At 59.8% G+C, this 25,393-nt stretch carries 28 protein-coding genes; 20 read left to right on the top strand and 8 right to left on the bottom strand.

Features of this window, described 5'->3' with window-relative positions:
• Positions 1-6: 6 nt before the first annotated feature.
• From ACRY08_RS08665 to ACRY08_RS08620, 10 genes are all read left to right on the top strand, one after another.
• Complete coding sequence (locus ACRY08_RS08665) at positions 7-933, top strand: ABC transporter ATP-binding protein (RefSeq protein WP_432449510.1); 927 nt, start codon at positions 7-9, stop codon at positions 931-933.
• Positions 930-1,691 carry an ABC transporter permease gene (locus ACRY08_RS08660; RefSeq protein ID WP_432449509.1) on the top strand — a complete coding sequence of 254 codons (762 nt, stop codon included), beginning with the start codon at positions 930-932 and terminating at the stop codon, positions 1,689-1,691. The genes ACRY08_RS08665 and ACRY08_RS08660 overlap by 4 nt, the downstream gene beginning before the upstream one ends.
• 80 nt (positions 1,692-1,771) lie before the next feature.
• On the top strand, positions 1,772-2,569 hold the full coding sequence (locus tag ACRY08_RS08655; protein WP_432449508.1) for a S49 family peptidase: 798 nt from the start codon (positions 1,772-1,774) through the stop codon (positions 2,567-2,569).
• A 1-nt stretch (position 2,570) separates the two neighbouring features.
• Positions 2,571-2,735 carry a hypothetical protein gene (locus ACRY08_RS08650; protein ID WP_432449507.1) on the top strand — a complete coding sequence of 55 codons (165 nt, stop codon included), beginning with the start codon at positions 2,571-2,573 and terminating at the stop codon, positions 2,733-2,735.
• Between the two features lie 3 nt (positions 2,736-2,738).
• Positions 2,739-3,707 (top strand): calcium/sodium antiporter, encoded by a 969-nt coding sequence (locus ACRY08_RS08645; protein WP_432449506.1) that lies wholly within the window; start codon positions 2,739-2,741, stop codon positions 3,705-3,707.
• Positions 3,704-4,501: an SDR family oxidoreductase gene (locus ACRY08_RS08640; RefSeq protein ID WP_432449505.1), complete on the top strand. Its 798-nt coding sequence runs from the start codon at positions 3,704-3,706 to the stop codon at positions 4,499-4,501. The genes ACRY08_RS08645 and ACRY08_RS08640 overlap by 4 nt, the downstream gene beginning before the upstream one ends.
• 311 nt (positions 4,502-4,812) lie before the next feature.
• On the top strand, positions 4,813-6,696 hold the full coding sequence (gene uvrC / locus ACRY08_RS08635; RefSeq protein WP_432449504.1) for an excinuclease ABC subunit UvrC: 1,884 nt from the start codon (positions 4,813-4,815) through the stop codon (positions 6,694-6,696).
• A gap of 18 nt (positions 6,697-6,714) precedes the next feature.
• Positions 6,715-7,386 carry a CDP-diacylglycerol--glycerol-3-phosphate 3-phosphatidyltransferase gene (gene pgsA, locus ACRY08_RS08630; protein WP_432449503.1) on the top strand — a complete coding sequence of 224 codons (672 nt, stop codon included), beginning with the start codon at positions 6,715-6,717 and terminating at the stop codon, positions 7,384-7,386.
• Positions 7,386-7,634 (top strand): molybdopterin converting factor subunit 1, encoded by a 249-nt coding sequence (gene moaD / locus ACRY08_RS08625; RefSeq protein ID WP_432449502.1) that lies wholly within the window; start codon positions 7,386-7,388, stop codon positions 7,632-7,634. Before pgsA ends, moaD begins: the two co-directional genes overlap by 1 nt.
• 1 nt (position 7,635) lies before the next feature.
• Complete coding sequence (locus ACRY08_RS08620; protein ID WP_432449501.1) at positions 7,636-8,085, top strand: molybdenum cofactor biosynthesis protein MoaE; 450 nt, start codon at positions 7,636-7,638, stop codon at positions 8,083-8,085.
• Positions 8,086-8,151: 66 nt separating this feature from the next.
• Here ACRY08_RS08620 and ACRY08_RS08615 read toward each other — a convergent pair whose 3' ends face one another.
• The 4 genes from ACRY08_RS08615 to fsa all read right to left on the bottom strand — a co-directional run bounded on the left by ACRY08_RS08615 (position 8,152) and on the right by fsa (position 11,332).
• A complete protein-coding gene (locus ACRY08_RS08615) occupies positions 8,152-8,844 on the bottom strand; it encodes a CDP-alcohol phosphatidyltransferase family protein (protein WP_432449500.1) in 693 nt (230 codons plus the stop codon).
• A gap of 56 nt (positions 8,845-8,900) precedes the next feature.
• Positions 8,901-9,836 (bottom strand): tyrosine recombinase XerC, encoded by a 936-nt coding sequence (locus ACRY08_RS08610; RefSeq protein ID WP_432449499.1) that lies wholly within the window; start codon positions 9,834-9,836, stop codon positions 8,901-8,903.
• Positions 9,833-10,540, bottom strand: a complete 708-nt coding sequence (locus tag ACRY08_RS08605; RefSeq protein ID WP_432449498.1) for a DUF484 family protein — start codon at positions 10,538-10,540, stop codon at positions 9,833-9,835. Before ACRY08_RS08605 ends, ACRY08_RS08610 begins: the two co-directional genes overlap by 4 nt.
• A gap of 138 nt (positions 10,541-10,678) precedes the next feature.
• Positions 10,679-11,332 carry a fructose-6-phosphate aldolase gene (fsa, locus tag ACRY08_RS08600; RefSeq protein WP_432449497.1) on the bottom strand — a complete coding sequence of 218 codons (654 nt, stop codon included), beginning with the start codon at positions 11,330-11,332 and terminating at the stop codon, positions 10,679-10,681.
• A 101-nt stretch (positions 11,333-11,433) separates the two neighbouring features.
• On the opposite strand from fsa, the gene ACRY08_RS08595 reads away from it, so the two are divergent.
• Together ACRY08_RS08595 and ACRY08_RS08590 are read left to right on the top strand one after the other, a co-directional pair.
• The gene (locus ACRY08_RS08595) at positions 11,434-13,629 is read left to right on the top strand and encodes a primosomal protein N' (RefSeq protein WP_432449496.1); all 2,196 of its coding nucleotides are present in this window, start codon (positions 11,434-11,436) and stop codon (positions 13,627-13,629) included.
• 161 nt (positions 13,630-13,790) lie between these two features.
• On the top strand, positions 13,791-14,156 hold the full coding sequence (locus ACRY08_RS08590) for a hypothetical protein (protein WP_432449495.1): 366 nt from the start codon (positions 13,791-13,793) through the stop codon (positions 14,154-14,156).
• Positions 14,157-14,266: 110 nt separating this feature from the next.
• Here the strand turns inward: ACRY08_RS08590 and ACRY08_RS08585 are convergent, their stop codons facing one another.
• Entirely contained in the window at positions 14,267-15,334 is a 1,068-nt protein-coding gene (locus ACRY08_RS08585; RefSeq protein WP_432449494.1) for a YeeE/YedE family protein, read from the bottom strand.
• A gap of 132 nt (positions 15,335-15,466) precedes the next feature.
• Between ACRY08_RS08585 and ACRY08_RS08580 the strand changes: the two genes are divergently transcribed.
• The 4 genes from ACRY08_RS08580 (at position 15,467) to ACRY08_RS08565 (ending at position 18,775) form a co-directional block, all read left to right on the top strand.
• The gene (locus ACRY08_RS08580; RefSeq protein ID WP_432449493.1) at positions 15,467-16,702 is read left to right on the top strand and encodes an MFS transporter; all 1,236 of its coding nucleotides are present in this window, start codon (positions 15,467-15,469) and stop codon (positions 16,700-16,702) included.
• A 38-nt stretch (positions 16,703-16,740) separates the two neighbouring features.
• Positions 16,741-17,385, top strand: coding sequence for a peptide-methionine (S)-S-oxide reductase MsrA (gene msrA, locus ACRY08_RS08575; RefSeq protein WP_432449492.1), 645 nt, complete (start codon positions 16,741-16,743; stop codon positions 17,383-17,385).
• 68 nt (positions 17,386-17,453) lie between these two features.
• Positions 17,454-18,326 carry a 50S ribosomal protein L11 methyltransferase gene (locus ACRY08_RS08570; protein WP_432449491.1) on the top strand — a complete coding sequence of 291 codons (873 nt, stop codon included), beginning with the start codon at positions 17,454-17,456 and terminating at the stop codon, positions 18,324-18,326.
• 101 nt (positions 18,327-18,427) lie between these two features.
• A complete protein-coding gene (locus ACRY08_RS08565; protein WP_432449490.1) occupies positions 18,428-18,775 on the top strand; it encodes a hypothetical protein in 348 nt (115 codons plus the stop codon).
• Positions 18,776-18,919: 144 nt separating this feature from the next.
• Here ACRY08_RS08565 and ACRY08_RS08560 read toward each other — a convergent pair whose 3' ends face one another.
• Positions 18,920-19,486 carry a peptidoglycan-binding domain-containing protein gene (locus ACRY08_RS08560; protein WP_432449489.1) on the bottom strand — a complete coding sequence of 189 codons (567 nt, stop codon included), beginning with the start codon at positions 19,484-19,486 and terminating at the stop codon, positions 18,920-18,922.
• Positions 19,487-19,719: 233 nt separating this feature from the next.
• Between ACRY08_RS08560 and ACRY08_RS08555 the strand changes: the two genes are divergently transcribed.
• The gene (locus tag ACRY08_RS08555) at positions 19,720-20,043 is read left to right on the top strand and encodes a 2Fe-2S iron-sulfur cluster-binding protein (RefSeq protein WP_432449488.1); all 324 of its coding nucleotides are present in this window, start codon (positions 19,720-19,722) and stop codon (positions 20,041-20,043) included.
• Complete coding sequence (locus tag ACRY08_RS08550) at positions 20,043-20,831, top strand: FG-GAP repeat domain-containing protein (RefSeq protein ID WP_432449487.1); 789 nt, start codon at positions 20,043-20,045, stop codon at positions 20,829-20,831. Before ACRY08_RS08555 ends, ACRY08_RS08550 begins: the two co-directional genes overlap by 1 nt.
• 45 nt (positions 20,832-20,876) lie before the next feature.
• Here the strand turns inward: ACRY08_RS08550 and purD are convergent, their stop codons facing one another.
• Positions 20,877-22,139 carry a phosphoribosylamine--glycine ligase gene (purD, locus tag ACRY08_RS08545; protein WP_432449486.1) on the bottom strand — a complete coding sequence of 421 codons (1,263 nt, stop codon included), beginning with the start codon at positions 22,137-22,139 and terminating at the stop codon, positions 20,877-20,879.
• Positions 22,140-22,198: 59 nt separating this feature from the next.
• On the opposite strand from purD, the gene ACRY08_RS08540 reads away from it, so the two are divergent.
• Together ACRY08_RS08540 and xseA are read left to right on the top strand one after the other, a co-directional pair.
• A complete protein-coding gene (locus tag ACRY08_RS08540; RefSeq protein WP_432449485.1) occupies positions 22,199-22,831 on the top strand; it encodes a glycine-rich domain-containing protein in 633 nt (210 codons plus the stop codon).
• A gap of 1 nt (position 22,832) precedes the next feature.
• Entirely contained in the window at positions 22,833-24,434 is a 1,602-nt protein-coding gene (gene xseA / locus ACRY08_RS08535) for an exodeoxyribonuclease VII large subunit (protein ID WP_432449484.1), read from the top strand.
• A gap of 24 nt (positions 24,435-24,458) precedes the next feature.
• On the opposite strand, the gene ACRY08_RS08530 is transcribed toward xseA, so the two are convergent.
• Entirely contained in the window at positions 24,459-25,373 is a 915-nt protein-coding gene (locus ACRY08_RS08530) for a pseudouridine synthase (RefSeq protein WP_432449483.1), read from the bottom strand.
• Between the last annotated feature and the right edge of the window lie 20 nt (positions 25,374-25,393).

The following is a 25,393-nucleotide window of genomic DNA, read 5'->3' as shown; positions in this document are numbered from 1 at the left end:
ACATCAATGGCGATTGTGTTGAGCGTTAAGGACGTGACCAAGACCTATGAAGGCGGTCATGAGGCGTTGAAAGGTGTAAATCTAGAGATTGAAGAAGGGGAAATCCTGGCCCTTCTTGGTCCAAATGGAGCCGGGAAAACAACTTTGATTTCAATTGTTTGCGGAATATCCACCGCAACATCCGGCACGATTGAAGTGGGTGGATTTGATCATGCACGTGACTATCGCGCGGCGCGCAACCTGATTGGACTTGTCCCGCAGGAGATCAACCTTGAACCCTTTGAAACGGTGATGAACTCGGTGCGGTTTTCGCGCGGTCTGTTTGGCAAGCCGCGCGATGATGCGCGGATCGAAGAAATTTTGAAGACCCTGAGCCTGCATGACAAGAAAGACAACCGGATCATGACGCTGTCTGGCGGCATGAAGCGACGTGTTCTGATCGCCAAGGCGTTGTGCCATGATCCGAAAATCCTGTTTCTGGACGAGCCGACCGCAGGCGTGGATGTCGAGTTGCGCAAGGATATGTGGGAGATTGTCGGCAAGCTGAAAGAGGCGGGTGTGACCGTCATTCTGACCACCCACTACATCGAAGAAGCCGAGGCGATGGCGGACCGGATCGGGGTGATCTCGAACGGAGAAATCCTGCTGGTCGAAGAAAAAGACGCGCTGATCAAACGGCTTGGGCAGAAAGAACTGCTGATCGAGCTGGATCGCCCGATTGACGAGGTGCCAAAGGGGCTCTCTGCCTACCCGCTCACTGTCTCGGACGAGGGTGGGTTGATCTATACTTATGACGCGCAAGCGGGCAGCACAGGGATTACCGGTCTTTTGGCGGATCTGCGCGAAGCGGGGTTGCATTTGGCGGACCTGTCCACGCGTCAAAGCTCGCTTGAAGACATCTTTGTCGATCTGGTCAAGGAGGATGCCGCATGAATTGGAATGCCATCGCTGCCATCTATCGCTTTGAAATGGCGCGCACTTTCCGCACTTTGGTGCAGTCGGTCATCTCTCCTGTATTGTCGACATCGCTTTACTTCATCGTCTTTGGCGCGGCCATCGGATCGCGCATCGATCAGGTCGAAGGCGTCAGCTATGGCGCTTTCATCGTGCCCGGCTTGATCATGCTGACGGTGCTGACGCAAAGCACGTCCAACGCATCTTTCGGGATATATTTCCCGAAATTCATCGGCACGGTCTACGAGCTTCTCTCCGCGCCCATCTCGTTTTTCGAGATCGTCATCGGCTATGTCGGCGCGGCGGCGACGAAAGCCTTCATGATCGGGATCATCATTTTGATCACGGCGCATTTCTTCGTGGATCTGACGATCGCGCATCCGGTTTGGATGATGCTTTTCCTGATCCTGACCTGCATCAGCTTTGCGCTTTTGGGCTTTATCATTGGCATCTGGGCGGGAAATTTCGAACAGCTGCAACTGGTTCCGATGCTGGTCATCACGCCGCTCGTCTTCCTTGGAGGGTCCTTCTATTCAATCTCGATGTTGCCGCCCGTGTGGCAGACGATCACCCTGTTTAACCCGGTGGTTTACCTGATCTCGGGATTTCGCTGGGCGTTCTTTGGTCAGGCGGATGTGGCGCTGGGCTGGTCGATTGCGGCGATCGTGATCTTCATGACGGCATGTCTGGCTGCGATTGGCTGGATATTCCGGACCGGCTACAAGTTGCGCAGTTAATGTGTGTCAGCGGTGCATATGGGAAAAAGCGCGGTCCGATCACCCTTGTTGAACCGGCATGAGAGTTTTACATGAACGTCATGATTGACCGTATCCCCTTTCTGAAGAAGCCGCTCTGCGTGTCGGTTTTGCGCCTGTCGGGTGTGATTGCCACTGGCCAACGTGGGCAGTTGAACGACGCCACGCTGGCACCCGCAATCGAACGCGCCTTTCGCAAAGGCAAACCGGCTGCTGTCGCACTTGTGATCAACTCGCCCGGCGGTAGCCCCGTTCAATCCAGCCTGATCGCCGCGCGCATTCGGCGTCTGGCGACCGAGAAAGAGATCCCCGTCTATGCCTTTGTCGAGGATGTAGCAGCCTCGGGTGGCTATTGGCTGGCGACGGCGGCGGACGAGATCTATGCGGATGAAAGCTCGATCCTTGGGTCCATCGGCGTGATTTCGGCGGGCTTTGGTCTGACGGGTTTGATGGAAAAGCTGGGCGTCGAGCGTCGGGTGCATACGGCCGGCAAGTCCAAATCGATGATGGACCCGTTCCAGCCTGAAAAACCGGCGGATGTGAAGCGTCTGAAGGCGCTGCAGGAAGACATTCACGCGGCGTTCAAAACACAGGTTACCACGCGCCGGGCCGGCAAGCTGCCAGAAGGCGAAGACCTGTTCACGGGCGATATCTGGCTGGGTCGGGCCGCCATTGAAAAAGGGCTGGCTGACGGGATCGGCCACCTTGTGCCGGTGATAAAAGACAAGTACGGCGACAAGGTTCGGTTCCGGGTCTATGGCGCCAAGCGCGGTGTTCTGGGCCGCTTTGGTTTGCGGCTTATGTCGGATGCGATCACAACCATCGAGGAGCGCGCGGAATATGCGCGTTTTGGCCTGTAATATGGTCATCAAGATTGTTGTTCTGTTCCTTGTCGCGATGGGTGTGCTGGCGATGTTTGGCAAGTTGCGCTATCCCGGCCAAAACCGTATCGAAGCGATGAAATGCCCCCGGTGCGGGCGCTATAAGCTGGGGAAATCCTCCTGTGACTGCAAGGGAAAGGGCTGAGCCTTGGATCTGATTTTTGCCGCGCTCGGTCTTGTGATCCTGCTTCTGTCGGGCGACAGCCTGGTGCGAGGAGCTGTGAACATGTCGCTGCGTCTTGGCGTCCCCGCCATGATCGTGTCGCTGACCATCGTCGCATTTGGCACTTCTGCGCCCGAATTGTTGATTTCGGTCAGCTCGATCATGGAAGGCGTGCCGGGGCTGGCCATGGGCAACGTGGTCGGGTCGAACACGGCCAATATCCTTTTGGTGCTGGGGGTGCCGGCATTCATGGCCGGGCTTTCCACCAAGACCTGTGACAGCCGCAAAAGCTATCTGCAGATGATGGCGGCCACTGTGCTGTTTATCGTTCTGACATGCGGCGGCGTGATCACATGGGTGCAGGGCATGGTGCTGCTTGCCGCGCTGGCTCTGATCCTGGGGTCTGCTTTTCGCGAGGCCATGCGCCACCGCTGTGCGGTAAAAGCGGGTCTGGAAGAAGACTGCGACGACGATGAAGAGGTCGAAGGCGCGGACCCCGACATGCCGTGGTGGAAAGTTGTCTTGTTCCTTGCGTTGGGTCTGATTGGCTTGCCGCTGGGGGCCGACCTTCTGGTGGATGCCTCGACCAATATTGCCCGCCATTTTGGGGTGTCGGAAACCGTGATCGGTCTGACGCTTGTGGCTTTGGGTACATCGCTGCCAGAACTTGCCACAACGGTGATGGCGGCATTGCGCAAACAGGCGGATGTGGCGCTGGGCAACGTGATCGGGTCGAACATGTTCAACCTTCTGGCCATCATCGGACTGTCGTCCCTTGTTGGGCCGATCCCGGTTGAACCGGGTATCCTGCAGTTTGACCTGTGGGTGATGCTGGGCGCGTCGCTTCTGTTGGCGCCCTTCGTGTTCCTGAGGTGGCATATGGGCCGGGCGTGGGGGATCGCGCTGACGGTTCTGTATCTGGTCTATGTGTTGATGGTTCTGGGGGGCGCATGATGGAAATCCGCCGGGCATTGGTGACAGGTGCAGGTGGGCGCTTGGGGCGTGCCATGGCGTTGGAACTGGCGCATCAGGGGTTTGATGTTGCTGTGCATTACAGCGCGTCAGAGGACGGCGCGCATGACACAGCCGAAGCCATCCGCGCACTTGGTCGCAAAGCCGAAACCTTGCAGGCGGATTTTCTGGATTTGGGCGCGGTAGAGGCGCTGATTGGTCGCGCGTCAGAGGCTTTGGGCGGGCCGCTTTCCGTGCTGATCAACAACGCCTCGATCTTTGACTATGACCGCATTGGCACGGTCACGGCGGACAGCTGGGACCGGCATATGTCGTCCAATCTGCGCGCGCCGCTTTTCCTGACGCAGGCTTTCGCCGCACAGGCACCGCGTGCAACGCAGGACGGGCAAGGGGAAAGCCTGCCGCAAGCGCTTGTTGTGAACATGCTTGATCAGCGTGTTCAGAAACTGACACCCGAGTTTATGACCTACAGCCTCGCCAAACACGGCCTCTGGACGCTGACGCGCACGACAGCTCAGGCCCTTGCGCCCCATGTGCGGGTAAACGGGATTGCGCCGGGTTCCACCCTGATCGGCGCACGCCAATCTCAGGCGCATTTTGACGGACAACGTGCAGGCACGATCCTAAAGCGCGGTCCGAACCCGGAGGACATCACCAAGGCGCTGTCCTATCTGCTCGATGCGCCGGCTGTTACCGGCCAGATGATTGCCGTGGATGGTGGGCAACATCTGGGCTGGCAAACCCCTGATATCATGGGCCAACCCGGCGAAAGCTGATCTAGGCCTGCTGGTTTTTGGGTCGCGATTGCGACAAGTTGTGCACCTGTGAAAGGCTTTCCGTCGGGAGCTTTGAAATTTCGCAATGATTTCATTAATTTACAGATTGTTCATATTTATTTCCTTAAAAATCAACGACCTACAGAAGTGCCTAAAAATTAGGCAGATCGTGGAACCGGGCTGAAAACAACGGAAATTTATGGCTGGCCGGAACATGTCCTCAGAGTTATCCACAGATTTTGTGGGCATGTTTTTACTTGTGCAGGGCACGATAAGATTGCAGGCAGCGAGAGAATCGAGAGACTGGTTGAATGACAGGTAAAGAGACACCCTCGGATGACACGCAGGTTCCGGTTCCAACCGGGCATGAAGTGGTCCAGTCCTATCTGAAAACACTGGATAATTCTCCGGGTGTGTACCGGATGCTCGATGCCAAGGGACGGGTGCTTTACGTGGGCAAGGCGCGCAGTTTGAAAAAACGTGTGTCGAATTATGCCAAGCCGACGGGCCATTCGGCGCGCATTGCGCGGATGATCAGCCAGACCGCATCTATGATGTTTCTGACCACCCGGACAGAGACCGAGGCCCTGTTGCTTGAGCAAAACCTGATCAAGCAGCTGAAGCCGCATTTCAATGTGCTCTTGCGCGATGACAAGAGCTTTCCGAATATTCTCGTGACCGCGCATGACTTTCCGCAGATCAAAAAGCATCGCGGTGCCCGCAAAGAGCAGGGACAGTATTTCGGTCCCTTTGCCAGTGCCGACGCGGTGAACCGCACGTTGAACCAGCTGCAGAAAGTGTTCCTTCTGCGCAATTGCTCTGACGCCACCTTTGATGCGCGCACGCGCCCCTGTCTGCTTTACCAGATCAAGCGATGTGCCGGGCCGTGTGTCGGCAAAATTGACCAAGACGGTTACGCAGGCCTTGTCAAAGATGCCGAAGACTTCTTGTCTGGTCGTACCACCAAGATGCAGGAAAGCCTTGCGGCGGAGATGCAGGTGGCCTCTGAGGCGATGGAGTTTGAAAAAGCCGCCGTGCTGCGCGATCGCATCCGGGCGCTGACACAGGTGCAACAGACACAGGGCATCAACCCGCGCGGGGTAGGCGAGGCCGACGTGATTGCACTTCATATGGAAGGTGGGCAGGCCTGCGTGCAGGTCTTTTTCATCCGGGCGCATCAGAACTGGGGCAACCGCGATTTCTATCCGCGCACGGGCGCGGGGGCTGGACCGGGCGAAGTCCTTCAGGCTTTTGTCGGGCAGTTCTATGACCAAAAAGACCCGCCGCGCCTGATCCTTTTGTCCGATCCTTTGGATGAACAGGATTTGATGGCCGAAGCGCTGAGTGAAAAGCTGGGCCGCAAGGTCGAAATCTCGGTGCCATTGCGCGGTGAGAAATCGGAACTGGTCGCGGGCGCACAACGCAATGCGCGCGAAAGCCTTGCCCGCAAGCTGGCCGAAACAGCGACCCAGGCAAAGCTGCTTGATGGTGTGGCCGCAGCCTTCGATCTTGATGCGCCTCCCGCCCGGATCGAGGTCTATGACAACTCCCATATCCAGGGGGCCCATGCGGTTGGTGCAATGATTGTCGCCGGGCCAGAGGGCTACATGAAAAGCCAGTATCGCAAGTTCAACATCAAGGGCGAAGAGCTGACGCTGGGCGATGATTTCGGCATGATGAAAGAGGTGCTGACCCGTCGGTTCAAGCGCCTTCTGAAAGAAGACCCGGAACGTGAACAGGGCATGTGGCCCGAGCTTTTGCTGATTGATGGCGGGGCAGGGCAGGTCAGCGCTGTGCATGAAATCATGGAGGAAATGGGCGTGACGGATATTCCCATGGTCGGGGTCGCCAAGGGGGTTGATCGTGATCATGGCAAAGAGGAATTTCACCGTCGCGGCCAGCGCCCCTTTGCGCTGCAACGCAACGATCCGGTGCTCTATTTCATCCAGCGACTGCGCGACGAAGCCCACAGGTTTGCCATCGGCACCCACCGTGCCAAACGCGCCAAGGCCCAAGGCGCGACCCCGCTGGACGAAGTGCCGGGCGTGGGCGCCAGCCGCAAACGCGCCCTGTTGCAGCATTTCGGATCGGCCAAGGCGGTTAGCCGTGCCGGGCTTGATGACCTGAAGGCCGTGGACGGAATTTCGGAAACTCTGGCGGAAACCATCTATGGCTTCTTCCATGACCGAGGCTGACATTGTATTGATGTGCGCATGAAATGGACCCTTCCGAATATCCTGACCATGGGGCGGCTGATTGCAGCCCCCGCCGTGGCGATCATGTTTCTGTATTTCTCGCGCCCGTTGGCGGATTGGCTGGCACTGATCGTGTTCCTCGTGGCCGCGGCAACAGATTGGCTGGACGGCTATCTGGCGCGCAAGTGGCAACAGGAAAGTAAGCTTGGCGCGATGCTGGACCCGATTGCCGACAAGGCGATGGTGGTGATCGCGCTGATGGTGATCGTTGGTTATTCGGACGTTTATTGGACCCCGTGGCTGGTGTTGCCTGCGACCGTGATTCTGTTTCGCGAGGTTTTCGTCTCTGGGCTGCGGGAGTTTCTGGGCGACACGGCGGGCACGCTGAAGGTCACGAAACTGGCCAAGTGGAAGACCACAGCGCAGATGGTGGCCATCGCCATCCTGTTTTCGCGCGGTATTTTCGAACATCACCTTGTGATGGGATCGTTCGGCATGGACGATGCGATGATTGAACAGATATTGATCGGAGAGGTCGATGATGTGAACGGGCTTCGGTCCTATTTCCATGGTATGATCTGGTCGGGCCGTGTCGGGCTTTGGCTGCTTTGGCTGGCAGGGCTTTTGACCCTGATCACCGGCTGGGACTACTTCCGCAAAGCTCTGCCATACCTGAAAGAGGATGATTGATGATCGAGGTCATGTATTTCGCATGGGTGCGCGAACGCATCGGTGAACCGCGCGAAACGGTGGAAACATCGGCTGCGACGGTGATGGATCTGGTTGAAGAGCTGCGTGCGCGCGACCCACGATATGCGGCGGCTTTTCAGGATATTTCGGCGTTGCGGGTGGCGTTGGATCAGGACCTGTCTGACTTTGACGCGCCGCTTGACGGCGTGCGCGAGGTGGCGTTTTTCCCCCCGATGACAGGCGGCTAAGATGACTGTACGTGTGCAGGCAGAACCGTTTGATCCCGGTGGTGAATTGTCAGGGTTTGCACAGGGACGCAGCGACTTGGGTGCGGTTGTCAGCTTCACCGGTGTCGTGCGCGATGACGCGGGCACTTTGGACCGCATGGAAATTGAACACTATCCGGGCATGACCGAAAAGGCGATCACGGCGATTGTGGCCGAGGCCACTTCACGCTGGGCGCTGGCAGATTGTCTGGTGATCCACAGGTACGGTCCGCTCAAACCAGGGGACCAGATCATGATGGTCGCAACGGCCTCGGCACATCGCGTGGCCGCTTTCGAAGCCGCCGAGTTTTTGATGGATTACCTGAAGTCCCGCGCGCCTTTCTGGAAGAAAGAGTTTGCCAAGGATGGCGGCACGGATTGGGTTGCGGCCAAGGTGGATGACGAAGAGGCGCTAGAGCGTTGGTCAAAATGACTTGCTGCTGAAGGTCGCTAAAGCGTTTCTAGATCAAGTCGCGATCCAACTTGATCTCGAAACACTTCACGCTTTCTCAGGGATGACCTGCTGCGCAATTCCCGCGACAAGTAAATAGATCGAGGTCACGACCAGACCCCAATGCGCCCAGCTTTCAGGATGGAAATCGACCCATGCGGCCCAGCCGGCGAAAAGTGTCCAGGCCAGAGCCATTGGCAGGCTCACGGCCCGCCAGCGTTCGGTGCGCACGGGGTGAATGAACTTCAGTGGCAGGAACATCGCGACGGCAATTGCTGTCACCAAGGCTGTCATCACCCAGAAATTCGGTTCGGTCGCAAACAGGACAAGGATCACCATATTCCAGCACCCCGGAAACCCCGAAAAGCTGTTGTCCTTGGTCTTCATGCGCGTGTCGGCGAAATAGACAACGCTGGCGAAGGTGATGACGATGATGGCGAACCAGCCCGTCCAGCCGGGCATCAGGCCCGATTTGAACAGGGCATAGGCCGGGATGAACACATAGGTCAGATAGTCGATGATCAGGTCCATCAGGACACCGTCATATTGCGGTGCATTGACCTTAACGTGATAGCGGCGCGCCAGCGGGCCGTCGATCCCATCCACGATAAAGGCCACCACAAGCCACAGGAACATCAGGCCCCATTTTTCGTCCACGGCGGCCAGCATGGCGAGCATGGCAAAGACAGCGCCGGTGGCGGTCAGCAGATGCACAAGAAGGGCTTTGGTCTGAATATTCATCTGCGCTTTGTGACGGAAAAGAGCTGTGGGGGAAAGGGGAAAGCGCGAAGGTCGAGTTACGCGCGGGGATGGGCGGCGTCATAGACCTCGATCAAGCGCGTGGTATCGAGCGCGGTATAGGCCTGGGTTGTGGACAAGCTGGCATGGCCCAGAAGCTCTTGGATGGCGCGCAGATCACCGCCCGCTGTCAACAGGTGCGTTGCAAAGCTGTGGCGCAGTGCGTGGGGGGTGGCGGTCGCGGGCAGGCCAAGTTGCAGGCGTGTTTGCTCCATCACTTTTTGCACTTGCCGCGCACCAAGCTTGCCGCCGCGCACGCCGCGAAACAGCGGCGCATCGGGCGCTTCGGGGTGAGGGGAGAGCCTGCGATAGACCTCGACCGCGTCGCGCGCCGCAGGTAGGACCGGCACCAGCCGTTCCTTGTTGCCTTTGCCGGTGATGCGCAGCACATCGCTCAAGGGGGCGTCGGCACAGGTAAGGCCAAGCGCCTCGGAAATCCGAAGGCCGCAACCATAAAGCAGTGTCACCACAGCCGTATCGCGCGCGCCGACCCAGTCGTGGCGCGCTTGCAGGGCCGCGGTGTCGAGCACCTCTTTCGCGGCATCGGGCGCCAAGGGGCGGGGCAGTTTACTGGCAAATTTTGGGCTGCGGGTGGACAGAACGGCGGTGGCGTCAAACCCGTCACGGTCGCTGAGCCAGGTGTAAAAGCTTTTCACTGCGGACAGCGCACGGGCCAGGGATCGCGCGCTTTTTCCGGTGTCGCGTTCCATCGCCATCCAGGCGCGCATGTCCGACAGGGTCACATGCGCCAGCGCACCGCGCCCGGCTTCGCCGCCCAGATGCACAGCCATAAAGGCCAAGAAACCCGAGATATCTGCCTGATAGGCTTTGATCGTGTTGTCAGATGCTGCGTCCAGCGCGCGTTTATGCTCAAGAAATCCAGCCAACGCGTCGCGCGCGCCGGCGGAAATGCTCAGGCTGTCAGGCGCCGTCACGACAACCAGCGGCGCATCGCGCGTTCGAAAACACCGCCGAAGAATGCCAGAAGGTCAGTGCCTTGTCCGGGTTTGAACTGGTGCGGATCTTCGGCCCCCAAAACCAACATGCCAGCCAGTCGGCCTTTGCCCAGATCAAGGCGGATGCAGGCTTCGGACCGAATCCAATACCCGGTTTCGCCGTAAATACGGGCCTCTTGTTCCTGAATTTGACGCAGGAAGACCTGACGGGGATCGCTGCCGCGCCCATGGCCCAGATAGGTGTCAACGAAGCCCGGTTCGACCGTGGCCAGCACCTGACCCAACCGGTTTACCGCGCTGTCTTTTTCGGTCTGAACCGTTTCCAGAACCAACCTTACACAATCGACGCGCAGGATTTCGGCGACTTCGCCGCCAAGGTCCTTCACGAACAGTTCAAAATCGGCGGGGTCCAGCATGCGCAAGACCGCGCGGTGGATCAGGTTCATCCCGGCAAGGTTTTCATAGGCTGCGGCAATCACGGACCGATGCGTGTCCTCCAGCCGGTCCAGCCGGGCCTCCATCCGGTCCATCGCGATGCCGCGCAGATCCACGATATTGGCGCCCATCGCGCGTTCATTCGCGGCGATCAGCGCATTCATGATGTCGGGATCTTCTAGAATAGTTTCTGGTTGTGCGATGAGATGCTCGCGCAATTCATCGTCCATCGTATGGGCTACGCTCATGTCCTGCCTCGGATATGTATTCTTGTCGTTTTGACAAATCATACACAAGGTAGAGCGTATTTGTGGTTTATTTTTCGTTAACAGCGCAGAGAAAAGGGGGCCGTGGCCCCCTCGTCACATGTCAATTGTCCCGTGAGTTTACAGGATCTTGATGTCGGCGGCCTTGATGTCGGCCAAGAAGGCGTCCAGACCTTTGTCTGTCAGCACATGTTTCGCCATCGCCTGAATGACCGAGGGCGGTGCCGTGGCCACATCGGCGCCCACAAGGGCGGCGTCTTTCATGTGGTTCACATTGCGGATCGATGCGGCAAGGATCTGCGTATCAAACATGTAGTTGTCATAGATGGTGCGGATGTCCTCGATCAGCTCCATGCCATCAAGGTTGATATCATCCAGACGCCCGATGAAGGGCGAAATGAATGTCGCCCCCGCTTTCGCCGCCAAAAGTGCCTGATTGGCCGAGAAACAGAGCGTCACATTCACCATCGTGCCGTCGTCCGACAGGGTTTTACAGGCTTTCAGCCCATCCCATGTCAGCGGCACTTTCACCGCGATATTGTCGGCGATCTTGGCCAGCTTGCGCCCTTCGGCGATCATGGTTTCTGCGTCAATCGCGGTGACCTCGGCGGACACGGGCCCGTCCACGATGTCACAGATTTCTTTTGTCACATCAATGATGTCGCGGCCCGACTTCTTGATGATCGAGGGGTTGGTGGTCACACCATCCACCATGCCAAGGTCATTAAGTTCCTTGATGGCGTCGATGTCGGCGGTATCGGCGAAGAATTTCATATGCGCGTGTCCTGCAGAAGTTTGCGTTTGCGCTCTCATACCCCATGGGCGCGCGGGCAGAAAGCCCTTATGGTGTCATCGAAGACAAGGACATCGGCCGAATGAGCGATATTGAGCAGTTTCCTGAAGGCGCAAGGGTCGGCGTTTTGACCGCCCAGCCACTGGATCGCATCCTGACCTACCGCGCGCCTGAAGGGGGCTGCGTGCAGGGCGACTATGTCGAGGTGCCGCTTGGCCCGCGCAAGGTGCTGGGCGTCGTCTGGGGGCCGGGCGAGGGGGGCTTTGATGCCTCGAAACTGCGCAGGGTCAACCGTGTTCTGGACGTGGCCCCGATGCGATCGGAAATGGCACAGTTCCTGACCCGCGTGGGCGACTATACCCTGACGCCCATGAGCCAGATGCTGCGCCTTGCCACCCGCGCGCCGGGGCTGTCGGACCCGCCATCGATGCGCAAAGTGCTGAAGGCCTCGGGCCATCGTCCCAACCGGCTGACAGATGCCCGCGCCAAGGTGATGGACGTGTTGATGGATCAACCCGGCGTTGGCTTCACCCAAAAGGAGCTGGGCGATCTGGCGGGGGTCAGCGGGTCCGTGGTGAAAGGTCTGGTGAAACTGGGCGCCATCCGGGAAGAGGACACGCCGCGCGATATGCCCTATCCCCGTCTGGACCCGTCTTTGCCGGGAAAAACCCTGACCGAGGATCAGGCCGCCGCCGCGAAAGAACTGTCCGACGGCGTGCGCGGCGGGCGGTATGGCACAACCCTTCTGCGCGGCGTGACCGGCGCAGGCAAAACCGAGGTCTATCTGGAAGCCGTCGCGGCCTGTCTGCGCAAGGGCCGTCAGGCTCTGGTGCTTTTGCCAGAGATTGCCTTGACCGCCGAGTTCCTGAAACGGGTCGAGGAACGCTTTGGCGCGCGCCCCGCCGAATGGCACTCGGGCGTGACCATGACCGAACGCCGCCGTTGCTGGCGCATGGTCGGGCAAGGCGAGGCCTCGCTTGTCGTCGGCGCACGATCCGCGCTTTACCTGCCCTTCCGCGACCTTGGGCTGGTGATCGTCGACGAGGAGCATGACAGTTCCTACAAGCAGGAAGACGGGGTGCTCTATTCCGCCCGCGACATGGCGGTGATGCGGGCGTCTATCTGTGACGCGCAGGTGATTTTGGCCTCGGCCACGCCGTCTTTGGAAACCTGGGCCAATTGCGAAGCCGGGAAGTATAAACGCATCGAGCTGACCAGCCGCTATGGCCCCGCCGTGATGCCCGACATGCGCGCGATTGATATGCGCGCCGAAGACCTGCCAAGCCAAAGTTGGATCTCGCCCACGCTGAAAGCCGCCGTGACCGCACGCATCGCCAAGGGCGAACAATCGCTTCTGTTCATCAACCGCCGTGGCTATGCGCCGGTCACCATCTGCCGTGCCTGCGGGCATCAGATCGGCTGCGATCATTGCGACGCGCGCATGGTTGAACATCGGTTCCAAAAACGCCTCGTCTGCCATCAATGCGGCGAGACGAAACCGATGCCGGAGGCCTGCCCGGAATGTGAGGTCGAGGGCAAACTGGCCCCGGTTGGCCCCGGTGTCGAACGGCTGGCGGAAGAAGTCACCGCCGCCTTCCCGGATGCCCGCATCGCGGTCCTGTCCTCGGACCTGTTCGGATCGGCCCGCGCCTTGAAAGCACAGATCGAGCTGATCGCGGACGGGGGGGCGGACATCATCATCGGCACGCAGCTGGTGGCTAAAGGGCACAACTTCCCCAAGCTCACCTTGGTGGGCGTGATTGACGCTGACCTTGGCTTGCAAGGCTCTGACCTGCGCGCGGCCGAACGCACCTTTCAGCTGATCCGGCAGGTGGCAGGCCGGGCCGGGCGGGCCGAGACGCCGGGCGTGGCGCTGCTGCAAACCTTCCAACCCGAACACCCGGTGATCCGCGCGATCCTTGCGGGTGAGGAAGAAAAGTTCTGGAAAGCCGAAGCGGGCGAACGCCAAGCCGCGGGCGTGCCGCCTTACGGGCGTTTGGCGGGGATTGTCCTGTCCTCGCCCGACATTCAGGCGGTGTTTGACCTTGGCGCCGAGATGGCCCGCCGCTCCGAACCCCTCACCCACATCGGCGCGCAGCTCTTCGGCCCCGCCCCAGCCCCCATCGCCCGCGTGCGTGGCCGCCACCGCGTGCGCCTGCTGGTCAAAGCCGAGAAAACCGCGCCCATCCAAGCCGCCCTAAAACGCTGGCTGGCGCAGTTTCCGATCAAAGGGGATATGCGGGTGTCGGTGGATATTGATCCGCAGAGTTTTTATTGAGGCGTGACTGCTTTGCGGGACGGAGCGCCCTTTCGCTGCGAATGTGCCAACGTCTGCTTCGCAAATTCAGCATGGCTGTTGCCCTCTTGGCAAATACCAGCGATTATTGTCCCAATAAGATTCAACCAATTCCACGATCAGTTCTCTAGGAGCCTGCAGACGTGGCCACTTTCATCTACGTTCTCTTGATGGTGGTGATCTTTGGATTGCTGGTTACAGTCTTTTGGTTCTTTAAGTTCTTTGCGTCGTTTTCGAGCTTGATCTTTACGTCACATGCTACTGCGCGCGGAACTTGGGACGTTGCAACGGGTGGTTTCATTTCGCTTTTTCGTGTTCTGCGTCACACCGGAAACAGAGATGCCACAAATGCGCTTCTCCGAAACGCAATGTTCCTCATCGGCTCCTTCGCTGTAACCATGGGCGCAGCTTTGCTGTTGGTAGAGCTAAATTCGACGCACTGCGTTCTCAACATGATCCAGACCGCTTCAGACGGAACTGTGACTGTTATTTGTGGCGATTCCAGATGATGATTTTGACGGCCTTCAATCTGGCAGCGGACATTGGCACGAAGTGCAGCATCAAGTAATTTGGGCTCAAAACGGACATTCGCATGCACGTGTCATTATCGTGCAGTAACTCACTCCGCCGCCACCCCAACAGCCCCGCGCTGATCCACCAGAGCATCTGTCACCATCGCCCCAATCCACATGCACAAAAGCGCAAGCCATGCGGTGCCGACGAAGATGGAGCCGCCTGTGACGCCCGCGCCGATGGCGCAGCCGCCCGCCAGCATGGCGCCGAAGCCCATCAGGACGGCCCCGGTCATCGAACGACGCATGTTGGCTTCGCCTTCGAACCCTTGGAACTTGAACTCGCCGGTCAACCAACTGGCGGCGAAGGCCCCGATGACGACGCCGGGGACAAGGCCCACGTCGAACTCCAGCACCGGGTCTGAGACGAGGAAGAACATGAGCGTATTGGCAGAGGGGCCTGAGAAGGTGGCCGAGGTCACGGACACAGGTTCGAACGCGGCCAGCGACAGTTGATAGGTCAGCACCCAGCCCAATGCGACCGCAAAGCCCACGCCCGATCCGAAGACCAGTCGCTTGTAGCCCATGCCCGATTTGCGGGCGATCACGATGGCCAAGACGGCGGTGATCAGGCCAAGGGCAAAACCGCCCCATTCCGGCGCGCCCAAGACGGTCAGAAGGTTCACGTTCACGCCGCCTTCGGTCACCCACAGGCGGGCAAGCGTGTCGCGGGTGGGGGCCAGCCAGCCATGAAGGCTCATCTGGGCGACCACGGCAAAGATCAGGCCCGAGACGACAGAGCGCAGGTTGCCGGTCGCGGCCAGCACCAACAGACGCCCCGAACAGCCGCGCGCCAGCACCATGCCAACGCCAAAGAGAAGCCCGCCGATGATGGCGCCCGACCAGCTGCCGGTGACCGCCATCATGCGTGCGTCTTCCGTGCGCATCAGGCCCAGAAGGGCAGCCCCCTGCACCCAGACAAGCGCAGTCGAGAAAGTCAAAAGCCACACGGCGACCGAGCTGTCCATCATCCGGCGCGCAAATTCCACCGCCGCCGCGCGCAGGCAAAAGCGCGAACGTTGCGCTGACACGCCAAAGACGATGCCTGTGATCAGGCCAAAAAGTGCAGCGGTCGGGTTCTCTCCGATCCGGTCGATCAGCGGGACGATATCCATGGGGCCTCCTTGAATTGCGGGCGATTGTGACCGCCCCAGGTCGCCTGCGCCTTGACATAAATCATGAACATATCCGCTTGGGTGAATGCGTTCCCGCTCGCCAAGCGGGGAAAACAGGCGTATGGCGGGGGGATGAGACACCAAATCCTGACCCTTGACGAGGCCCGCGCGCAGCCCTTCTGGCGGCGGCCCATCTTCCTTTTGATGCTGATGGCGGCGGGCATGCCGATTGCGTTTTTCACGTGGTCTGCGCTTTTGAATAACTTCGTGATCGAGGCTGCGGGCTTCACCGGTGTCGAGATTGGCTGGCTGCACACGGTGCGCGAGATCCCGGGCTTTCTGGCCATCGGGGTCATCGCGCTTTTGATGCTGTTTCGCGAGCAAGTTCTGGGTGTCGTGTCGCTGGGCCTTTTGGGCGCGGCCACGGCAATCACCGCGTGGTTTCCAAGCTTTGGTGGTCTTTTGACCGTCACGATGCTCAGCTCGATCGGGTTTCACTATTATGAGACGGTGAACCAGTCGCTGCAGCTGCAATGGATCGACAAGAAGAAAGCACCGCAGATGTTGGGCTGGCTTATGTCCATCGGCTCGGCGGCGGCGCTTTTGAGTTATGGGCTGTTGGTCCTGACATGGAAGACCTTCGACCTCAGCTACAACCTTGTCTACATGATCGCGGGCGGCACGACGCTGGCCATCGCCATCTTCGCGTTCTTCGCCTATCCGCAGTTTGAAAGCCCCGAACCACAGTTGAAGCAGTTTGTGCTGCGCCGCCGCTATTGGCTGTATTACGCGCTGCAATTCATGGCCGGCGCTCGTCGCCAGATTTTCATCGTTTTCGCGGCTTTCATGATGGTGGAACGCTTCGGGTTTGAAGTGCACGAGGTCACGGCGCTTTTCCTGATCAACTACATCGCCAACATCTTCTTTGCGCCTTTGATGGGCAAAGCCGTGGCAAAATGGGGCGAACGGCGCGCGCTGATCTTCGAATATGTCGGGCTGATGGGCGTGTTCTTGGCCTATGGCGGGATCTATTTCTTCGGCTGGGGTGTGGTGTTGGCGGCGGTGCTTTACGTGCTGGACCACCTGTTCTTCGCGCTGGCCTTTGCGCTGAAGACCTATTTCCAGAAAATCGCCGACCCGCAGGACATCGCCCCCACCGCGGCAGTGGCCTTCACGATCAACCATATCGCGGCCGTCTTCCTGCCCGCGCTGCTTGGCTATCTTTGGGTTGTGTCCCCCGGCGCGGTTTTCGGACTGGCAGCGGCGATGGCAGGGGTTTCACTTGGCCTGTCGATGCTGATCCCGCGCCACCCGGAAAAGGGTAACGAGACTGTGTTTTCCCGCCCGCTTGCGCACCCCGCGCAGTAACACCACCTTATAGGGGTAACAGGACGGAGGATTGCGCGATGTTTGGACGGAAAAAAGTAACGATGGTCGGGCGCGAGGCTGCTTTGGCTGGTCGCAGCGAAACCTTGAGCTTTGGAGACACCCATCACGTCTTTGGTCGCCCGCTGTCGCTGGAGGTGCCCGAGGGCTACGAAGTCGCCGTGTTCGGGATGGGATGTTACTGGGGTGTCGAGCGCATCTTCTGGCAACAGCCCGGCGTCTGGCTGACCATGGTCGGCAATGCCGGGGGCTTCACCCCCAACCCGACATATGAAGAGCTTTGTACCGGGCAGACCGGACATACGGAGGTGGTGCGCGTTGTGTATGACCCGCAAAAAACCAGCTTTGCCTCTCTGCTGACCGTGTTTTGGGAAAATCACGACCCCACACAGGGAATGCGGCAGGGCAATGATATGGGCACGCAGTATCGCTCGGCGATCTATGCCACCACGTCTGAGCAGCTCGACGCCGCACGCGCATCAGCAGACGTGTTTGCCCGGCGCCTGGCCGAGCGTGGGTTTGGCCCCATCACGACCGAGATTGCCATGGCCGGCGCGTTCTATCCGGCCGAAGCCTATCATCAGCAATACCTGTCGAAGAACCCGGGCGGGTATTGCGGAATTGGCGGCACAGGTGTGACCTGCCCCATTGGTACGGGGGCTTAAGGGCAGGGCGGTTGACCTGAGGCCGCTGCGCCGATAGGCGAAAGGCGACAGAAAAAGGGACAACCGCCATGCCAACCTGGACTGCTTTGACCACGCTTGAAGGACAAACCGCCGCTGAAGCGCTGGGGGCCGCCATGGAAGCGCTTGTTCCTGAACCCACCGGCGTCGGCGTCTTCGAGGTCGAAGATGACAGTGGATTGTGGGAAGTGGGAGGCTATTTTACCGAAACGCCGGATGAGGCGGGGCTGGCGCTTCTGTCCACCATGCACGGCGCAAAACCCTTCACCGTGTCCGAACTGCCCGAAACCGACTGGGTGGCCCATGTGAAACGCGAACTCGCCCCGGTCGAGGCCGGGCGGTTTTTCGTGCATGGATCGCATGATGTGGACAAATTGCCCGCGGGTAAGATCGGGCTGCTGATTGATGCCGCCATGGCCTTTGGCACCGGACATCACGGCACCACGCTGGGCTGTTTGCGCGCGCTGGACCGTCTGATTTCCGAAGGGTTCGCGCCAAGAAGTGTGGCGGATATCGGTTGTGGTACGGCGGTGCTGGCGATGGCGGCGGCACAGGTCTGGACGGATCCCGTTATTGCCAGTGACATCGACGAAGTGGCGGTGGATGTGGCCCGCGCCAACGTGGCTGCCAATGGGTTGGAAGGGCGCGTCGCCTGTGTCGAGGCCGCAGGTTTCGGTGCGCCGGAACTGGCGCAGTCCGCGCCTTTTGACTTGGTGTTTGCCAATATCCTGAAAGGCCCTCTGATTGGGCTGGCTCCGGACATGGCCACGCATATCGCCCCCGGCGGCTATGCGATTCTTTCGGGGATTCTGAACCCGCAAGCCGACGAGGTGGTTTCAGTTTATACACAAAACGGGTTCAATCTGGTTAGCCGCGACGAGATTGTTGACTGGACTACTCTCATTTTGTCCAAAAACGCCTAAAATTGGGCAGGAAACAATCGGTTTCCTAGCTTTTGACACTTTTCTGCCCTATTGTCAGAGGGTGACCATGAATTGGTGGGGGCCAATGAGAGGTTTTTGGGATGTCAGACGCTCAAGTACATGATTTCCAGAAAAGAGTCCGAGATATCAACCGCCAGCACCGCAAGCTGTCGCGCGGATACGTGCAGCTTGTCGAACGCGATGGTCTTTTGGTGCCGAAACGGTCGCTGCGTGTGCGCCGCGCCTTTCCGGTACGTGGCCTTTTGCTGACCCTTATTGGCTTCATGCTGTTCAAGGGGTTCGTCTTCATGCAGGCGGGTGCAATCAACTACAATGATCGCGTTGCCAAACTGGCAGAAGGCAACACGGCCGAACAGGTTGGCGCATGGGTTCTTCAGGCTGATCCGATCACACGCTGGATTGCCGACACCATCGCTTCGTATATCTGACGCGACCGCACCTCTAAGATACCAGTTTCAAAAACTCGCTACGCGATTGCACGCCCTTCGGAAACGAAAGGGCGTGTTGTCGGTGTGCGGGTGTAAAGCGTTTCGTCTTTCCCCAGTCTCAGGTTAAGACCGAAACGCTTTAGATCAGAATTGCGAGGCCGGGGCGGGGGTGGTCGCATAGGGCTGCGGCACCGGTCCTACTGCGATCAGCCCCAACGCACGCGCCGTATCCATTGTCAGGATGTCGCTGTTGAAGTCGGGCAGCTGAAAGGCCCGCACGGCTTTCAACGTGCGTCGATCCATGCGCCCTGTAATGGGGCCACGATAGAAATCACGCGCCTGTAACGCGCGCTGAAGCGAGGCGATGAACTCGGGCGTCATCGCATGCGCGCAGGGGACTTCAAAGAAGTATGGTTGCCCGCCCCCCTTGATCTCTTGCCGGGTTTTCGTCGCGTATTCCGCTGGCTTCACAATCCCACCGCCGGGGGCAAACTGTGCCTCTCGGATCAAGACGCGTTCGGTCACGGTTTCGATGGTCGCGGGTGTGGTGTCCTTGCCGTAGCACGCGCCGGGCCGGGCGTCTGCGGGACCCTGACCGGGCGCCACAAGAGTCGCACCTTCTGGGACGTCGCTCAGATTGGGCGGCGTCGTGCAGCCCGCTAGGGCCAGACATGCGGCGCATCCGGCGATGCGTATCAACTGGAGAGGCATTTCTGCTCGCCCTCACCTTTCGTGGCTTTTGCCTCGGTTCGGCGCGAAGATAACCGCAAATCTCCCCGCGTCCTAGCCCCCCGGGTGGGAAGCGCGGCCCGGCGTGGTAAATCCGCTTATCAGCTAAGGCTGATGCTGATTGGTTTGTCTTGGCGGGCCGGGGTGGCAAAAGGCATTGCGTCCACCTATCTGGCAAGGGTAGGGATGCAATGATCCAGCTAGGGAGACGTATAATGGCCAAGATCACCTATATCGAGCACAACGGAACTAAGCACGTGATTGACGTAGCCTCTGGGCTGACCGTGATGGAAGGCGCGCGCGACAATAACGTGCCGGGCATCGAAGCTGATTGTGGTGGCGCCTGCGCCTGTTCAACCTGCCATGTCTATGTTGACGAGGCTTGGGTGGAAAAACTGCCCGCCAAAGACGCCATGGAAGAAGACATGCTGGATTTCGCTTTTGAACCCGACGCCAACCGCTCGCGCCTGACCTGTCAGGTCAAAGTGACGGATGCGATGGACGGTCTGGTTGTGCACCTGCCTGAAAAGCAGATCTGATGCCACGGGGCAGGGCGCCGCGTCACCTGTCGCGCGTGTTTCGAAAAGCTGTTGCGCGCGCGATGCACGCCAACCGCCTGTGGCGCGCGGCCTGTGCTGCTTGCCTTCTCGCCTTTCCGGCCCAAGCGGATATTGCCTCCGCGACTTATGCCGAGCCCACGGATCGCTACGGACATGGCGCAGTGCCGGGTGGTGAATATGGTGCGCTCGAGGTCACATTGACCGATGGCCGCCGCCATCGCCTGCGTGTTTCCGGCGGCGTTTTTGAAGATACCGCGCCCCGCCTTCATGATTTCGACAACGACGGCACGCCCGAAGTTGTGACCGTCTTCAGCGCAGATGATAGCGGCGCGATGATCCGCATCTATGGGTGGCAGGACGACAGTCTGGTGCTGCGCGGGGCCAATTCTCCCATCGGCACCCGTCATCGTTGGCTGGCCATCGCCGGGATCGCGGATTTCGACCAGGATGGCGCGGATGAGATTGCCTATGTCGACCGCCCGCATCTTGCGCGCCGTTTGCGTCTTGTATCTGTCGACACGAACCAAACCCCTTACGGCTTTACAGAAATCGCGTCTGTCGGTGGGCTGACCAATCACAAATACGGCAGTCCGACGATCGAAGGTGGCATTCGCACCTGCCCAGACCTTGCCCCCGTGGTCATCACGGCCAGCGCCAACTGGTCGCGGATCATGCAGGCGCGCCTTGTTGATGGAGCGTTTAAAATTGAACCCATCGGCGTCTATAGTGGTCCGCGCAGCCTGACGGATGCGCTTGGCTGCGACTAAAGCGTTTCGGAACCGTCACGTGCCCCAAGCAGGTGCCGACACGTTTTAAAGCGCGCGCCAGCCAATGTCTGAACGGTTGAACCCCTCGGGCCAGTCCACACCGTCGATCATCGCATAGGCACGGTCGCGGGCTTCCTGCAGGCTGTCTCCGCGCGCCGTCACGTTCAAAACCCGCCCGCCGGATGCTGTGATTTTGCCGTCCACCTCAGTCGTGCCCGCATGAAACACCATATTCTTCGAATCTTCGGGCAGAGCATCCAACCCTTTGATCACCGAACCTTTTTCATAAGACCCGGGATAGCCATTGGCCGCCATCACGACCGTGATCGCATGATCATCGGCCCAGTTCACCTGCGCCTCATGCAGACGCTCTTCGGCGCAAGCCAACATAAGGTCCAGCGCCTGAGCACCCAGCCGCATCATCAGAACCTGACATTCCGGGTCGCCGAAACGCACGTTGTATTCCACCAGCCGCGCCTGACCGTCCTTGATCATGAAGCCTGCATAAAGAACCCCCTGATAGGGCGTTCCGCGTTTGGCCATTTCGTCCACGGTGGGTTGCACGATCTCGCGCATGGCGCGCGCGGCAATTTCGTCGGTCAGAACGGGCGCGGGCGAATAGGCGCCCATGCCGCCGGTGTTCAACCCGGTGTCTCCGTCACCCACGCGCTTGTGGTCCTGCGCGGTGCCAATGGGCAAGGCGGTCTTGCCGTCACAAAGGATGAAATAAGACGCCTCTTCACCTTCCATGAACTCTTCAATGACAACCTCGGCCCCGGCGCCCCCAAAGGCACCGCCGAACATGTCATCGATGGCGTCCAGCGCGGTCTCAACGTCCATCGCAACAATCACGCCCTTGCCCGCGGCCAGCCCGTCGGCCTTTACCACGATCGGCGCGCCTTGCTCGCGGATATAGGCTTTGGCAGCCTCGGCATCGGTGAAGTGCCCATAGGCGGCGGTCGGCGCGTTCGCCGCGTCGCAAATCTCTTTGGTGAAGCTTTTCGAGGCTTCCAGCTTCGCAGCCTCAGCCGAGGGGCCAAAGACTTTTACACCGGCCTCGCGTAAACGATCCGCCACGCCTGCCGCCAAAGGGGCTTCTGGGCCGACAATCACGAAGTCGATGGTGTTTTCCTGCGCGAACGTCGCGACCGCGCCGCCATCTTCAATGTCCAGCGTCGCACATTCGGCAATCTGCGCCATACCCGCGTTGCCGGGCGCCACGATCAGACGATCGCATCTCGGGTTCTGCATCACCGCCCATGCCAGCGCATGTTCACGCCCGCCACTGCCCAGAATGAGGATGTTCATGGATGCTCTCCCTATGCTAGTTGTGAGGGAGATACAGAAGCGGCAGGGCAACGACAAGCATGCAGAGTGAAAACCTTTGGAAAGCCATTCAGGCCCACCAGTTTGACGCGCCGGGTGCTGATCTTCCGTTTTCCCGTAAACTCGCAAAAATCGAAGGCTGGAGTGACGCGTTCACACAAGGGGCCATCGAAGAGTATCGCCGATTTCTGTTCTTGTCGCAGCTGTCGGACAAGCCTGTCACCCCGTCCCATATCGTCGACAAAGTATGGCATATGCACATGACCTATACGCGAGACTATTGGGATGTGCTTTGCAAAACGGTTCTGGGGAAACCGCTTCACCATGAACCGGGTATGCACTTTGATGACAGTGCTCGATTTGAAGAGCAGTTCGATCACACGAAAGCGCTGTATCATGCGGTGTTTGAAAGCCCGGCGCCAGACAGTTACTGGGGCCCGCCGCCCAAACCGCGCGCATCGCGCTTTCGCATTGCCGTTGCGACTTTGGTTGCCGCAGCTCTGGTTGCTGCGGGCTTGGTGACCGCCGATAGCAGCTATGTCATCATGAGCCTGGTCCTCGCTTTCTGCGCCTGGTTCTATATTTCTGGCGTGCTTATTGCGGGCAAGCCCATTTCCGCGCATATCAAAACGGGGGACCACGCAGGTTGCGCGACCGGCTGTGGAGGAGACTAAGATGGACCTGATCGACGATCCCCAGCCGGGTGAAAACGCCCCGGAGTTTACCGTTTCGGAAATTTCCGGCGCAGTGAAGAAGACCATCGAGGGCGCTTTTGGACGGGTTCGGGTGCGCGGCGAAGTGGGCCGGGTGATGTTGGCGCGTTCGGGGCATCTGTATTTCGACGTGAAAGACGACCGCTCGGTGATTGCGGCGGTCAGCTGGAAAGGGCAGGTCAGCCGTCTGTCGATCATGCCGGAAGAGGGCATGGAGGTCATCGTCTCGGGCAAGATCACCACGTTCGGCAGCCAGTCGAAATACCAGATCAACGTGGATGATGTTGTCGTCGCGGGCGAAGGTGCGTTGATGGCGATGCTGGAGAAACGCAAGAAAATGCTTGCGGCAGAAGGTTTGTTCGCGCCCGAACGCAAGAAACGCCTGCCCTATCTGCCCGAGGTGATCGGGGTTGTGACCTCGCCCTCTGGCGCGGTCATCCGCGATATCCTGCACCGCCTGCGGGACCGTTTCCCGCGCAAGGTGCTGATCTGGCCCGTGGCCGTTCAAGGGGACGCCTGTGCGCCGCAAGTGGCCGCCGCCATCGAAGGGTTCAACCGCCTGACCCCCGGCGGCGCTCTTCCGCGCCCCGACCTTTTGATCGTGGCGCGCGGTGGTGGCTCGATCGAGGACCTCTGGGGCTTCAACGAAGAGATCGTGGCGAGGGCCGCAGCGGCATCAGACATCCCGCTGATTTCAGCGGTCGGGCACGAGACGGACACGACACTGATCGACTTCGTCTCGGACCTGCGCGCGCCGACCCCCACAGCAGCCGCCGAGCATGCGGTGCCGGTGCGGTTGGAGCTTTTGGCCTGGACCGACGAACAAGGCACCCGTTTGACCCGTGCGCTGGAACAGGGGGTCGGCCAACGTGGGCAACGCCTGCGTGATCTGGCCCGGGCGCTGCCTCGGGCAGACGCTCTGTTGGACGGGCCGCGACAGCGATTGGACACGGCGGGGCTGAAACTGCCCGCCGCCCTGACCCAGATGACGCAAACACGCCGGGTAAAACTGACCGAGGCCGCAGCGGGCCTGCGCCCGCGTGCTCTGACCGCGCGGCTGACCCCTTTGCGCGACCGGTTGGCATCGGCAACCACGCGGCTTGGGCCGGGGCTGTCGCGCGGCACGGCAGAGCGGCGGCGAGAATTTGACCGGCTGGCGCTGCGGTTGGATGCCGGGCGCATGCACAGCGCCAACGCGCAGCGGGCGCAAGTGTTGGCAGATGTGTCAACGCGCTTGGACAATGCCTATCTGGCGTCTGTATCGCGGCAAAAAGATCGGCTGGTCGCGCTGGAACGTATGCGCCAGACGCTGGGCTATACGGAAACGTTGAAACGCGGCTATGCGGTGGTGCGTGGGGACGGCGACGTCGTTACAACGCAGGCGGCTGCGGCACAGGCGCAAGCGCTGGAGATTGAGTTTGCCGATGGTAAGTTGTCCCTTGGCGACGCCTCGAAAGATGTGGTGAAGACGACGCCCAAACCCAAACCGGCCCAACCTAAATCTGCACAGCCAAAGCCCGCAAAGTCAGGCAAAGCGGACCCGGATCAGGGGTCGCTGTTCTAGCGCCATACGCGGGCGCGGGGCGGGCTATCTTTTGGGCTTGTGCCCGGGCTTGCCACGCTGAGGGCGACCCGGTTTTTGCGGGCGCTGGCCTTTGGCGGTTGGTTTGGACCCGGGTTTTGCGCCCTGTTTGGGGGAGGTTCCGCGATTGCCTTTGGGCGGGGCTTTCCGCGCCCGGCTGGGCGTCTTCTTATCCTCGTCCAACCCCAGTTGATCACGCACCACGCGGCGTTTGACCTCTTCGACCTCGCCTGGTTTCAACTCGCCCAGCTGAAACGGGCCATAGCTGACGCGCAGCAGGCGGTTCACCGACAGGCCAATGGCCTCCATGGCGCGGCGAATCTCGCGGTTTTTGCCTTCGCGCAGGGAAATGGTCAGCCAGGCATTTGCGCCTTGCTGCCGGTCCAGAGATACGGTCATCGGCAAAAACCGTTCGCCGTCGACCGTGATGCCTTTGCGCACCGGGGCCAACATCTCTTCGGTCGGTTTGCCTTTCACCCGTACCCGGTATTTGCGGGTCCAGCCGGTGGAGGGCAGCTCAAGCTTCCGCTTCACCTCGCCGTCATTGGTCAAGAGCAGCAGGCCTTCGGAGTTCAGGTCAAGACGCCCGACACTCATCACGCGGGGCAGTTCTTCGGGCAGCTTGTCAAATACCGTCTCGCGCCCCTTTTCATCGCGGGCCGATGTCACCAGCCCGATCGGCTTGTAGTAAAGCCAGATGCGCGGGGGTTCGGGTTCGGCAAGCGGCTTGCCATCGACCACGATTTTGTCGGCGTCCGTCACGTTCAGCGCCGGGCTGTCGATCACCTTGCCGTTCACGGCAACGCGCCCGGCCTCGATCATGCGTTCAGCTTCGCGGCGGCTGGCAACGCCTGCGCGCGACAGCACCTTGGCGATCCGGTCGCCGGCCGGGGTCTTGGGGGAGAGAGGTTTGTCCGTCATACCCCCGCATAACGTGGGGC

Origin of the sequence: Aliiroseovarius marinus (assembly GCF_050881025.1) — a bacterium.
GTDB classification, from domain to species: domain Bacteria; phylum Pseudomonadota; class Alphaproteobacteria; order Rhodobacterales; family Rhodobacteraceae; genus Aliiroseovarius; species Aliiroseovarius marinus_A.
The sequence above is the reverse complement of the archived record's forward strand: the minus strand, read 5'-3'. Positions and strand labels throughout refer to the sequence as shown.